Genomic DNA, 12,196 nt, shown 5'->3' on the forward strand with positions numbered 1-12,196 from the left:
CGGCGCACGCCTGGCCACGCCTGAGCAACCCGACCGCGACGACCAGGCCCAGCGGACCAAGTCCAGGGGGACCGACCCAACACGACCCGCTCCAGATGGCTCACCCCAGCGAGCCTGCCTCATGGGCCAGGCCGTCTCTTCCGGATCTTGCCGGTCGGGTCCGCACCGTCCGGTGCCGTGCCGCATCACGTTGCCGAGCTCCGCGTACTGAACGCACGCGGGAGCCCAGACAGTGCGGCGAGGCACAGTCCCGGGCGACACGGGCCAGGCAAGACCCAAAAGAGACGACCTGCTCCCCGACGGCGAAACCCAGGGACCAGGGAGCCGGCCCCAGAGGCAACCCCACCCCGTGCGGTCAGGCCCGGGCACTCAGCCCCAAGCGGCCGGCCCCCTCCGCCCGACCCAGGCGCGCCGCACCCCAACAGCCGGACGCACACCGATCCATGCGAGCCGGCCGGCTCAAGCGACGCAAAACTCGTTCCCCTCAGGGTCCTGCAGCACCACCCCGTAGTGCGTCTCCAACTCGTCCAGCACGCGGAGCACAGTCGCCCCCGCCCCGGTGAGCCGCTCCACCGTTTCGTCGACCCGCCGAGTCCGCAGCTCCATCGGAACCCCGCGCCCACCGCTGACCTTCAGATCCAAGTGCACCCGGTTCTTGCCGGCCTTGGGCTCCGGAACCTGCTGGAACCACACCCGGGGCCCCCGCCCGGACGGATCCACGATCGACTCCGGCACCTCCCCCACCCCTTCGGGCAGCTCCTCCGCTGGCACCCCCATGCCCTCCCAGTACGCGCGCCAGGACGCATGCCCGTCCGGCGCCGGCTCCGGCACATAACCCAATGCTTCGGTCCAGAACGTCACCATCGCCCGCGGATCGGCGCAGTCGATGGTCAGTTGCAACGTGGTCTCCATGACTTCAGCCTCGCAGGGAGGTCTGACAACGGAGGGTACGGTCGGCGATGACGCACCGGACGACCGGAACGCGCGGCCGCGAGCACGACCACGGGGGAAATGCCATGACCGAACTGATCGTCCTGTTCTCCCTGATGGGGATCGTGGGACTGTACGCCGTCGTCAAGGTGATGCGCCGGGAAAGGCGCAACCTCTCGGAGACGACGGACGGCCTCCTGGCCGAGCTGGAGCGCACCGAACAGCTGCGCAAGGACCGGATCACCTACAGCTCCAACTCGGTCCACAACAACCCCTTCACCACCGGACTCTGATTCCGGATCACGGCGCCGCCCCCGGAACGACCGGGCGCGGCGCCGTTGCCATGCCCACCACCGCCACCGCCACTGCCGCCGCCACATCGGGACCAGGGCAGGGACATTAACCCCATCACCACCCAACCCCACCCAGAATCCCAACTCCCCCCACCCCAAGGCCAGTCACTCACCTCGCCATGACATGCTCATGCCTCCAGACTGTCACTTCGTGCCCACCCCCTCGAAACCCGGCACGGCCAGCATGGCCACGCCCCACAGCGCACCCACTCACCCGCTCACCCGCTCACCCCACCCCTGCCCCCACTCAAGAGCCCTGGAGCCCCTCATGCCCTCCAAGCCCTCCTCCACGCCCTCCGTCTACGCGCGTCGACTCGGCACGCTCGCCTCCATACTCGCGGTGGCCTCTCTGACCACCCTCCTCACCGCCCCCACCGCCGCCGCCTCCCCTCCCACCCCCATCAGCGCCGCGGCCGCCCGCTCCTACCTCGCGACCGTCACCCCGAAGACCGAGGGCACCACCGCCGGTTACAGCCGCGACCTCTTCCCGCACTGGAGCACCGTCTCCGGCACCTGCAACACCCGCGAGACCGTCCTCAAGCGCGACGGTTCGGGCGTGGTCCAGGACTCCGCCTGCGCCGCCGTCAGCGGCAGTTGGTACTCCGAGTACGACGGCGCCACCTGGACGGCCGCCTCCGACATCGACATCGACCACATGGTCCCCCTCGCCGAGGCCTGGCGTTCCGGCGCCAACTCCTGGACCACCACCAAGCGCCAGCAGTTCGCCAACGACCTCACCCGCCCCCAGCTCATCGCGGTCACGGACAACGTGAACCAGGCGAAGGGCGACCTCGACCCCGGCAAGTGGCTGCCGCCGCGCACCGCCTACCGCTGCACCTACGCGCGCATGTGGGTCGAGGTCAAGCAGCACTGGGCCCTGAGCATGGACTCGACGGAGAAGACGGCGCTGGTCAACATCCTCAACGCCTGCTGACCCCCCACACGCACCCCACTCCCCACCCGCCCCTCACCCATCCCATCCCGCCCCATCCCACCCCACCCCTGGCCAAGGATCTTTCCCCCGCCAGGGGGAGGTGGACCACCCCCTTCCCGTCGTACGGTGATCAAACGGCAATGCCGGAAGAAGGAGGGGGAGTTGCATGGGGACATTGCGCCTGGGACCGCTGCTGCGCCACGTCGACTGGGACGCGGGCGACTCCGCCACGCTGTGGATCGAGGCGGATCGCCCGTGCACCGCCGAGGTGCGCTGCGCCGACGGCTCCGGCGGCAGCGTCCACACCTTCCAGATAGCCGGCCACCACTACGCCCTGATCACCGTCACCGGCCTCACCCCTGACTCCACCACGGCCTACGAGGTCCTCCTCGACGGTCTCCGGGTCTGGCCGCTGCCCGACAGCCCGTTCCCCGCGAGCACCATCACCACCCCTCCCGCGGGCAGGCCGGGCTCCACGACCGCTCCCGACCTCCGCCTGACCTTCGGCTCCTGCCGCCAGGCCGCCCCGCCGGCCGACCGGCGCGGACCGCACGGCCCCGACGCGCTCGACACCCTCGCCGCCGATCTGGCCGCCGACCCGGAGGCGGTGCGGCCCGACGTCCTGCTCCTCCTCGGCGACCAGGTGTACGCGGACCAGCTCTCCCGCTCCACCCGCCAGTGGCTGGCGGCCCGGCGGGACCTCCGCGAGGCCCCCGGAGCCCAGGTCGCGGACTTCGAGGAGTACACGCGGCTCTACTACGAGTCCTGGCTCGACCCGGAGATCCGCTGGCTCCTGTCCACCGTCCCGAGCCTGCACATGTTCGACGACCACGACGTCATCGACGACTGGAACACCAGCGCCGCATGGCAGGCGGAGATGCGCGCCACGCCGTGGTGGCAGGAGAGGGTGGTCAGCGGCCTGATGTCGTATTGGGTGTATCAGCACCTCGGCAACCTCTCCCCCGCCGAGCTGGCGGCCGACCCCTTGTTCGAGGCGGTCCGGGCGACCCCCGACGGCACCGACGCGCTACGGGCCTTCGCCGCCTCGGCGGACGCCGACCCGGTCACGGTCCGCTGGAGCTACCGTCGCGACTTCGGCCGGTCCCGGCTGCTGATGGTGGACACCCGGGCGGCCCGGGTGCTCGCCGAGGACGGGCGGGCCATGCTCGACCCGGCGGAGCGGCAGTGGCTCCGCGAGAACGCCCTGGCAGGACACGGGGGGTACGACCACCTCCTCATCGGCTCGTCACTGCCCTGGCTGATGCCGCCGCTCGTACACGACGCGGAGGTGTGGAACGCCGCGCTGTGCCGCGGGGAGCGGGGCCCGAGGTGGGCCCGGATCGGGGAGAACCTGCGCCGGCGGAGCGACCTCGAGCACTGGGCGGCGTTCCCGGCCTCGTTCGCGATGCTCAGCGACCTGATCGAGGAGGTGGGCACGGGCCCGCGCGCGCCCGCGACGGTGTGCGTGCTCTCAGGGGACGTGCACCACGCGTACGTGGCCGAACCGCGAATACCGAGCACGGCTCAGGTGTTCCAGCTCACCTGTTCCCCGGTCCACAACTCCATCCACACAGCGGTGAAATGGGGCTTCCGGCTGGGCTGGTCACGGCTGGGCCGGTGGCTGGGCCGGGGCTTCTCCCGGCACGGCCGGACGGGACGGCCCCCGCTGAGCTGGCGGCGTACGGGCGGCCCGTGGTTCGGCAACCAGCTCATGACCCTCGCACTGTCCGGGCGCTCCGCGCGGCTGAGCCTGGACCAGGCACGCAAGGGCCCCCGCCTGGTGAAGGTCCTGGACCGCGACCTCACGCCTCCCCACTGACGGGTGGCGGGGGCGACCCGTCACGCCGGAGCACCGACCCGGGCGTCCGGTCCGTGGACACCCGGCGTACGCTGTTCCGCTGTCAGCCGCCCCTGCCGCTCCCCGCGACGTCGCGGCGCCTCACGCCGAGGCACGTCAACCGGACTGGGGAGTCCCGTTTTGCTTGAGACTCTGGGCTCGCTGACTTCGAGCCCATGGATCTACGCCCTCGTGGCGCTGTCCATCCTGCTCGACGTGTTCCTGCCGGTGCTGCCGAGCGGGGTACTGGTGATCACGGCTGCGGCTGCCGCCGCGGCGGCGGCCGGGGCCGCGGGACCCGTGCCCGTGCAGTCCCGGGTGCCGGACATCCTGGCGCTGCTGGTGACGGCCGTCACCGCCTCGGTACTGGGCGACATGGCCGCGTACCGGCTGGCCCGACGCGGCGGGGCCCGCCTCGACCGGGCCATCGCCCGCTCCCGCCGGCTGACCCGGGCCCACGAGCGCCTCGGCACCGCCCTCGCGCGCGGCGGCGGCGCCCTGGTGGTGATCGCCCGCTTCGCCCCGGCCGGCCGCTCGGTGGTCTCCCTCGGCGCGGGCAAGACCCAACGCAAGGTCAGGGAGTTCCTGCCCTGGTCGGTCCTGGCCGCCATCGCCTGGGCCGGCTACAGCATCGCCCTCGGCTACTTCGGCACCCAGTGGCTGGGCACCACCTGGCTCGGCACCGCGGTCTCCCTGATCGCCCTCTTCGCCGCAGGCGCCCTGGCAGCCTACGTAGTCCGCCGCCCCACCCCCACACCCACCGCCTAACCCACACCCGCCCCCCACAGCGCCCCGCCCCCACCCCCGGACGCGTCCCCCACTCCCCTCCGGCCGGCACGCCCCCTCCCTCCCACACTCCCGGCCGACCCCCGCTCGCCCTCTCCATTCCGGCCCCGACAAGCCACCACAAGGCTCCAGAGCCGAACCCGCGGCTCCCCGTCCAGCCCCGCCTCCCGCCCCAGCCGCTGCCCAGCCTCCGAAGCACGAACCCGGTCCCTGTCAGCCGTCCGCCGTTTGAGGACCAGGGTCAGGGGCGGACCCCCACGGGGCCCGCGCGCAGCCCGGCACCCCGCCAACCCATCCGACACCTGAGGACCGGAGTCCGGGACAGAGCCCCACCGGGCCCGGGCACAGCCCGACACCCGCTTCCTCAGCCCCGCCAGCATTTGAGGCGCGGGTCCGGGCAGCCCCCGGCAGCACGTCCAGCCCCACCAACATTCGAGGCACGGGTCCAGGCAGCCCCCGGCAGCACGTCCAGCCCCACCAACATTCGAGGCACGGGTCCGGGCGGAGCCCGGGGAACGGTGGAAGGGCGGGTAGGGGACTTCGCCCCGCAGGGCCCACCGCCCCCTCAAGCGCGCCAGACCCGGGGCCAGCACCAGGCCGGAGGGAAGCCCTGAGGCCGAAGCCCACGACTCAACCCGAAGGCCCGAGGCCGGGACCCGGGACCCGGGACCCGGGACCCGGGACCAAAGCCGGAGCCGGAGCCCGCGGCCAAGAGCCGAAGCCAAAAGCCAGAGCCGAAGCCCTCCACCCCAGCCGGGGCCCTGGCCCGGAGGCCCGGGGCCCGAGCCCAAGGCCGGTTCCGCGCTGCGCCCACGGGGCCCTGGCCACCCACCCCGCCCCACCTCCCCCGAGCGGAGCAGTGGCTCACCCGTTCACCCGACAGCGATCGCCGCAGCCGCCCCGTGCTCCTAGCGTCCAGAGAACGGTGCGCACTCGAATCCGCGCCGCACCGCGCCGTTCCCGGAGCCCGAGGAGTCCTCTCCATGCCCGCCACCTCCCACACCTCCCACACCCCCCGCCGCTACCGCCCCCTCCCCCGCCTGCTGGCCGTCGCCGCCGCGACCGTCGCCTTCGCCGCGGCGGCTCCACCGACCCTCGCCCAGGCCCAGCCCTCCGGCAGCGTCTCCCCGACCAACGTCGCCCCCGGGGACCGGGTCAGCCTCAACGTCACCGGCTGCGGCACGCGCACCGGCAAGGCCACCTCCCGCGCCTTCGGCGACGTCTGGCTGACCCCGGGCAACGCCGAGGCCACCAACCTCTTCGGCTCCGCCACCACCTCCCGGAACATCAGCGCCGGCTCACATCCCGTCACCTTCGAGTGCGGCGGCCCCGGCGGCGAGCGCGTCACCGTGGCGCTGAACATCACCCCGGGCGCCGCCCGCGGTGGACTCGGCGGCAGCGTCGGCTCCATGAGCCCGGGCCAGATCGCCGTCGGCGGCGCCCTCGTAGCCTGTGCGCTGGGCGCAGGCGCCTGGATCCTGCGCCGCCGCACGGGCCACGCCTCCTGACCGCAGCCCCGCCCCAACGCCTCGACACCCACTCACCCCACGCCATCACCCACCCACCCACTCAGCCACCGCTCCGCTCCCCACCACGGGAGTGGCCGATGGTCCCGCCCCACTCGGGACTTTCCCCACTCCCGCCCGGAGCCCACCCCCGCAAGGTTGAGTCCACGCACCGCTGCCACCAAGGAGCCCGTCATGGACCAGACCCCTCGCCCCGTGATCGCCGCCGTCGACGGTTCCGCACACGGCAACCGGGCCCTGGAATGGGCCATCTCCCAGTCCCTGATGGCTGGGGCCCCGCTGCGCATCGTGCACGCCCGCCTCTCCATGAACAGCATCGGCGCGGCCCTGCCCGGAGCCTTCGGCGAGCCGGTCCTCGACGACGACCCCGTACTGATCCGGGTCCGTCCGTGAGGCCCTCGACGGCCGCGCCGGACTCCCCCCGATCGAGTACGCCTCGCACCCCGGCGCCCCCGACCACGTCCGGCCGGGCCTGCGCGAGGGCGCCCAGCTGATGGTCCTCGGCTGCCGCCGCGGCCGCGGCGGCTTCGCCGGCCTCCTGCTCGGCTCGAACGGCATCGCCTGCGCCGGCCAGGCAGCCTGCCCGGTGGTGGTCGTCCCGTGCGCCGAGCCCCCCGTGCACGACCCGTACGGGCAAGTCGTACTCGGCCTCAACAGCGCGGCCCCCGACCCGAGCACGACCTACTTCGCCTTCCGCGAGGCGGCCCGGCGCGGGGCCCGGCTCCAGGCCGTCGTCGCGTACGCCTGGCCCGGCCGGACCTTCACCACCGCCGACGCCATCGCCACGGCCGCGCACGAGAAGACCGCCAACGCCCACGAGGTCACGGCCCTGACCTCCGCGCACCTGCGCCCGTACGCCGAACGGTTCCCGGAGGTGGAGATCGAGCAGGTGTCGGCGCCCGGCGACGCGGCCGGCCACCTGGTCGCCGCCTCCCAGGCCGCTGACCTGAACGTCATCGGCCGCCACCGCAAGCGCCCGCTCTCCCCGCGCCTGGGCTCCGTCACCAACGCGGTACTGCTCCACACCGGCTGCCCCGTCGCGGTGGTCCCCCTGGAAGAAGACGCCGTCCCGGCAGCCGCCTGACCGTTCGCCCAACCCTCACCCGGCCACGGCCGCCCCCGCCCCCCTGACGTGGATCCCCTCCAGCAGCTCCCTCGTAGCCTCCGCGACCGCGTCGACGGCGGCGGCGAAGACCTCCTGGTTGTGCGCGGCCGGCGCCCTGAAACCGGACACCTTCCGCACGTACTGCAAGGCGGCGGCCCGGATCTCCTCCTCGGTCGCCTTCTCCGGAATCGCGGGCGGACGCAACGTCTTAATCGATCGGCACATACCCCCACTATCCCGCCCCACGAACCCCCCGTCACCACCCCGCAAGCCCCGGCCAAACCCCCGGCCCGACCCATGCGAAAGACGCCAACCGACGCCGGACACTTCTACGTGGCCGCCCGGATCCATCGGCGTCCACCACCCACATCGACGTCGGCCATGGACGTGCGAAAGCCCCCAACCATGAATCGGTTGGGGGCCTTCGTGCTGGTGGGCGCGGACGGTTTCGAACCGCCGACATCTGCTTTGTAAGAGCAGCGCTCTACCCCTGAGCTACGCACCCGTGGATGAGTGGACAGCCTACATGCAGGGCGCACCCCCCACGCAAACCCGTTCGCGTGGGGGAGAATGGACCGGGGCAGGGGAATTGCGGACGGACCGGGTACGGGAGAGGCGACTGTGACGACGGCACCCCGGCGGTGGTTCGGCGGCGGGCGGGACGAGAGTCGGCGGGCGGACGCGCAGGCGGCGAAGGACGCTGCCGCGGCGGCGTTCTACGAGCTCGACAGCGCGCAGCGGGATCTGCGGATCTCGATCGAGACGATCGCGGCCGCGGACGGCTCGCCGGAGGCGCGTCGGGTGGGCGAGGGGTTCGCCGCGCTCGGGCAGCGCATCGACCAGGTGAGTCATGTCTACATCAACGCCGTCGACGCGCACGATCTCGATCGGGTGGAGCTGGAGGCGTCAGCCGCGACGCGGGCCCGGGACGAGCTGACGCGGGCCAAGGAGGAGCTGGTACGGGTCAAGGGCGAGCTCGACCGGTTCGCCCTCGGCTTGCAGCCGTTGCTGGACCGGGCCGAGACGCAGCTGGCGCGGGTGGCGCCGGCCCGGGAGCGGGCCAGGGCCGCGCTGCTCGCGGCGAGCACGGCGCTGGACGAGGTGCGCGGCAAGGGGATCCGGGCCGACGATCTGGCCGCCCGGCTGGCCGCGCTGGGGCCGGAGCTGACCAAGCTGAACCAGGGCGCCGCGCAGCACGGGGTGCAGGAGACCGTGCAGCGGGCCGACCGGATCCTGCGCGACGCCGAGGCGATACGGGCCGAGGCGGCGCGGCTCCCGGAGCGGGCCGCGGAGATCGACCGGCGTCTGGTGAGCCTGCGGACCCGGGCGCAGGCGCTGCGCAACCGGGCGGACCGGGTGGATCCGGTGCTCAGCGAGCTGCGCCGGCGTTTCAGCGCGGCCTGCTGGCAGGACCTCCAGCAGGTGCCTGAGCAGGCGGTACGGGACGTGGCGCAGGCCGAGGAGCGGCTCGCGGAGGCCGGCCGGGCGCGCGACCAGCAGCAGTGGGCGGTCGTGGCGGCCCTGGTCGACGCGGTTCGGGCTTCGCTGGATGCCACCGACGAGGCGGTGTCGGCGGCGCAGGACCGGCTGACCCGGCTGGAGGCGGTGGCGCGGGATCCGCAGGCGGAGGTGCAGCGGACCCGGTTCGCGATCCGGGACGCGCAGCGCCTGGCGATGGAGGGCCGTACGGTCCCCGAGGACCGGCACGCCCGCCCGCTGGACGAGGCGGTGGCCCGGGTGGCCCGGGCGCTGGCCGCGCTGGAGGACCGCCACCCGGACTACTGGGCCTTCCTCCAGGAGATGGAGGCCGTACGGTCCTCCGTGCAGCGGGTGGTGACGGACATCCGGACCGAGCGCGGCCACGCCTGAGGGGGGCGCCGAGGACTGGACTTGTCCTGGTGGGGCCATCGGCGGATGCTGGAGGGGCCAGGAACGGAGCAGAGGAGGGCGCCATGGCCGCCCACGCTTCCCCCGCACGCCGTGGGACCGACGAGTCCCCCGCGCCGCAGGACTCGTACGCACCCCACGCGCTCTACGGGTGCCACGAGCCGCACGAGAACTACGCGCCCTACGTGGCCCACGAGCCGTACGCGACGGCGCCACCGCCCCGGAACTCCCCCGGGATCCTGCACCGCATGATGCGTCCCGTGAACGCGAGCCTCGACGAGCACCTGCCCAGCGATCACCGGCTCAGCCAGGTCTACCGGGTGGGCGCCGGCCTGACCGGACTGCTGCTCGTGGCCTTCGGAATCATGGGGCTCATCGACCGGATCGGGTTCTTCGACACCGGCGGGGACACGGTGCTCGCGCTGAACACCAACGGCGCGCTCAGCGTCCTGTCGATCTGCATCGGGCTGCTGCTCTTCGTCGGGATGGTCATCGGCGGCAGCTTCGCCTCGACGCTCAACATCGTGCTGGGTGTGCTGTTCATCGCGAGCGGGTTCGTGAACCTCGCGCTGCTCGACACGGGGATGAACTTCCTGGCCTTCCACATCCCCAACGTGCTGTTCAGCTTCGTCGTGGGCGTGATGCTGATGTGGTTCGGGATGTACGGGCGGGTGGGCAGCGCCCTGCCGCACGACAATCCGTACTGGCGTGCCCGCCACCCCGAGCAGGCGGCTCGGGAGCAGCGGGCAGAGCAGCGGGCACGTGCGAGCACTAGGCCCGTCGGCCGGCCGGCGTAGGAGAAGGGGAGAGCGGGCGCGCGGACCCGGCCCGGCGGCCGGGTCCGCGTTACGCCTCGATGCGTTCGACCTTGTCCACGAGGAAGAGGAAGGACAGGGCGCCGCCGATCGTGATGCCTCCGATCAGCATCAGCGGGAGGGCGAAGGAGCCGTCGCCGCCTCCGATCATGTAGCCGATGACGATGGGTACGACGATGCCGGCGAGGCTGCCGAAGACGTTGAAGACCCCGCCGGCCACGCCGAGCATCCGCTCCGGGGCGATCTCGGTGACCAGGACCCAGGAGAAGGACGCGAGGCCGTTGGCGAAGAAGGCCACGCACATGACGGCGATCATCGCGGCGTTCGAGGTGACGTAGTTGGCGGCGACGATGACGCCCGCCAGGGCCGGGCCGGTGACGATCGGGGTCTTGCGGGCGAAGGAGGCCGTCATGCCGCGCTTGACCATCCAGTCGGACCAACTGCCGCCGCACAGCACGCCCACGAGGGCGGCGACGAAGGGCAGGGCTCCGGTCAGACCGCCCTTGTCGAGGCTCAGGCCGCGCTCGTTGGCGAGGTAGGTCGGGAACCAGGTCAGGAAGAAGTACAGCGTCGAGGCGATGGCGAACTGGCCGAGGAAGACGCCCCAGATGCGGCGTTGCCGGAGCAGGAAGCCCATGTCCCGGCGGAAGGCGCCCTTCTCCCGGGCCCGGGCGGAGCTGTCGGCGCAAGCCCCGTCCTCGGTGATGTGGACGAGCTCGTACGCGCCGACCCGGGGGTGCTGTTCCGGGCGGTTGTGGATGACCTTCACCCACACCAGTGCCCAGGCGATGCCCATGCCGCCGGGGATCCAGAACACGTGGCGCCAGCCGAGGGCCGCGGCCATCCAGGCGATCAGCGGGAAGGCCACGCCGAGGCCGATACCCCTCCTCCTTCAAGCGGCCCCGAGGTGTAGCCGGCGACCGCGCGGCCGCGTTCGGCGCGCGGGAACCAGGAGGCGGCGACGCGCCCGTTGCAGGGGAAGGCGGGGGCCTCGAAGAGGCCGAGGCCCATGCGGCTGGCGAAGAGGAAGCCGAAGCCCTTCGCGAGCGAGCCGAGGGCGGTCATGACCGACCAGCCGACCAGCGCCCAGGCGTAGACGATGCGCGGGCCGAACCTGTCGACGAGGCGGCCGCGTCTCCCGGGGGACGTGTGAGGAGCGCTGAGCAGCGCGGAGGAGCAGCGCCGAGCAGGCGGAACCAGCCGCTCCGGCGACGCCCCGCAATAATTGCTAATTAACGATTACTTGTGCAAGTCTTTGCCTTGTCAGGGGGCACCAAGGGGAGCAAGTACGGACCAAAGCCCCGGCAGGGAGAGGGGAAACCGGAATGAACAGCAGCAGTGAGGCCGCGTACGCCGGACGCGGGGTCCACAAGGCAGCGGTGGAAGAGCTGGCCCGCCGGATCTTCGACGGCACGTACGACGAGGGAGCCACGCTCGACCTCCCCCTCCTGATGGAGGAGCTCGACGTCAGCCAGACGGTGCTCCGCGAATCCATCAAGGTGCTCATGGCCAAGGGGCTGCTCGACGCCCGCCAGAAGCGCGGCACCTTCGTGCGACCGCGCACCGACTGGAACCTCTTCGACGCCGACGTGCTGCGCTGGAAGCTCGCGGCCGGCGCGCCCGACTGCTTCTTCACCGACCTGCTCGAACTGCGCCGCTCGATCGAGCCGGCCGCCGCCGCGCTGGCCGCCGTACGGGCCACCGAGCAGGACCTGGCCGCGCTGGACGCGGCGCTGACCGCGATGGCGGCGAGCGACTCGGACCCGGTGCTGCACGTCCGGGCGGACGCCTCGTTCCACCTGGCGCTGCTGACCGCCTCGCACAACCTGTTCTTCGCGCAGATGTACCGGGTGATCATCCCGGCCCTCGTGGAACGCGACCGCACGGTGCACAAGGGGGACTTCGAGCACCCGCACGCGATCCACCGGGCCGTGGTCGACCGGGTCCGGGCCGGGGACCCGGACGGGGCGCACCGGGCCGTGCTCGACCTCCTCGACATGGCGCAGCGCGACCACCCGTAGAA

Annotated in this window: 14 protein-coding genes and 1 tRNA gene; 10 read left to right on the top strand and 5 right to left on the bottom strand. The window is 72.6% G+C overall.

The annotated features are described in order from the left end of the window. Positions 1-459: 459 nt before the first annotated feature. Positions 460-912 (bottom strand): VOC family protein, encoded by a 453-nt coding sequence (locus OG247_RS13915; RefSeq protein WP_327252548.1) that lies wholly within the window; start codon positions 910-912, stop codon positions 460-462. Positions 913-1,016: 104 nt separating this feature from the next. Between OG247_RS13915 and OG247_RS13920 the strand changes: the two genes are divergently transcribed. The 7 genes from OG247_RS13920 to OG247_RS13950 all read left to right on the top strand — a co-directional run bounded on the left by OG247_RS13920 (position 1,017) and on the right by OG247_RS13950 (position 7,450). Further along, positions 1,017-1,223, top strand: a complete 207-nt coding sequence (locus OG247_RS13920) for a hypothetical protein (protein ID WP_327252549.1) — start codon at positions 1,017-1,019, stop codon at positions 1,221-1,223. Positions 1,224-1,551: 328 nt separating this feature from the next. Next, positions 1,552-2,217 (top strand): HNH endonuclease family protein, encoded by a 666-nt coding sequence (locus OG247_RS13925; RefSeq protein WP_327252550.1) that lies wholly within the window; start codon positions 1,552-1,554, stop codon positions 2,215-2,217. A gap of 166 nt (positions 2,218-2,383) precedes the next feature. After that, entirely contained in the window at positions 2,384-4,036 is a 1,653-nt protein-coding gene (locus OG247_RS13930; RefSeq protein ID WP_327252551.1) for an alkaline phosphatase D family protein, read from the top strand. A gap of 159 nt (positions 4,037-4,195) precedes the next feature. Further along, positions 4,196-4,822, top strand: a complete 627-nt coding sequence (locus OG247_RS13935) for a DedA family protein (RefSeq protein WP_327252552.1) — start codon at positions 4,196-4,198, stop codon at positions 4,820-4,822. Between the two features lie 1,001 nt (positions 4,823-5,823). Next, positions 5,824-6,348, top strand: coding sequence for a hypothetical protein (locus OG247_RS13940; RefSeq protein WP_327252553.1), 525 nt, complete (start codon positions 5,824-5,826; stop codon positions 6,346-6,348). A gap of 192 nt (positions 6,349-6,540) precedes the next feature. After that, the gene (locus tag OG247_RS13945; RefSeq protein WP_327252554.1) at positions 6,541-6,759 is read left to right on the top strand and encodes a universal stress protein; all 219 of its coding nucleotides are present in this window, start codon (positions 6,541-6,543) and stop codon (positions 6,757-6,759) included. Between the two features lie 100 nt (positions 6,760-6,859). Further along, the gene (locus OG247_RS13950) at positions 6,860-7,450 is read left to right on the top strand and encodes a universal stress protein (protein WP_327252555.1); all 591 of its coding nucleotides are present in this window, start codon (positions 6,860-6,862) and stop codon (positions 7,448-7,450) included. Between the two features lie 15 nt (positions 7,451-7,465). On the opposite strand, the gene OG247_RS13955 is transcribed toward OG247_RS13950, so the two are convergent. Continuing rightward, complete coding sequence (locus OG247_RS13955) at positions 7,466-7,696, bottom strand: DUF2277 family protein (protein ID WP_327252556.1); 231 nt, start codon at positions 7,694-7,696, stop codon at positions 7,466-7,468. Between the two features lie 205 nt (positions 7,697-7,901). After that, a tRNA-Val gene (locus OG247_RS13960) sits at positions 7,902-7,976 on the bottom strand. 116 nt (positions 7,977-8,092) lie between these two features. Between OG247_RS13960 and OG247_RS13965 the strand changes: the two genes are divergently transcribed. Both OG247_RS13965 and OG247_RS13970 read left to right on the top strand, forming a co-directional pair. Then, on the top strand, positions 8,093-9,340 hold the full coding sequence (locus OG247_RS13965; RefSeq protein WP_327252557.1) for a hypothetical protein: 1,248 nt from the start codon (positions 8,093-8,095) through the stop codon (positions 9,338-9,340). A 266-nt stretch (positions 9,341-9,606) separates the two neighbouring features. After that, the gene (locus OG247_RS13970) at positions 9,607-10,155 is read left to right on the top strand and encodes a DUF4383 domain-containing protein (RefSeq protein WP_327257466.1); all 549 of its coding nucleotides are present in this window, start codon (positions 9,607-9,609) and stop codon (positions 10,153-10,155) included. A 49-nt stretch (positions 10,156-10,204) separates the two neighbouring features. On the opposite strand, the gene OG247_RS13975 is transcribed toward OG247_RS13970, so the two are convergent. Next, positions 10,205-11,041: an MFS transporter gene (locus OG247_RS13975; RefSeq protein WP_327252558.1), complete on the bottom strand. Its 837-nt coding sequence runs from the start codon at positions 11,039-11,041 to the stop codon at positions 10,205-10,207. Continuing rightward, entirely contained in the window at positions 11,026-11,406 is a 381-nt protein-coding gene (locus OG247_RS13980; RefSeq protein ID WP_327257467.1) for an MFS transporter, read from the bottom strand. Before OG247_RS13980 ends, OG247_RS13975 begins: the two co-directional genes overlap by 16 nt. Positions 11,407-11,498: 92 nt before the next feature. Between OG247_RS13980 and OG247_RS13985 the strand changes: the two genes are divergently transcribed. Next, positions 11,499-12,194: a FadR/GntR family transcriptional regulator gene (locus tag OG247_RS13985; RefSeq protein WP_327252559.1), complete on the top strand. Its 696-nt coding sequence runs from the start codon at positions 11,499-11,501 to the stop codon at positions 12,192-12,194. Positions 12,195-12,196 lie beyond the last annotated feature (2 nt).

This window comes from Streptomyces sp. NBC_01244, assembly GCF_035987325.1.
GTDB lineage: Bacteria > Actinomycetota > Actinomycetes > Streptomycetales > Streptomycetaceae > Streptomyces.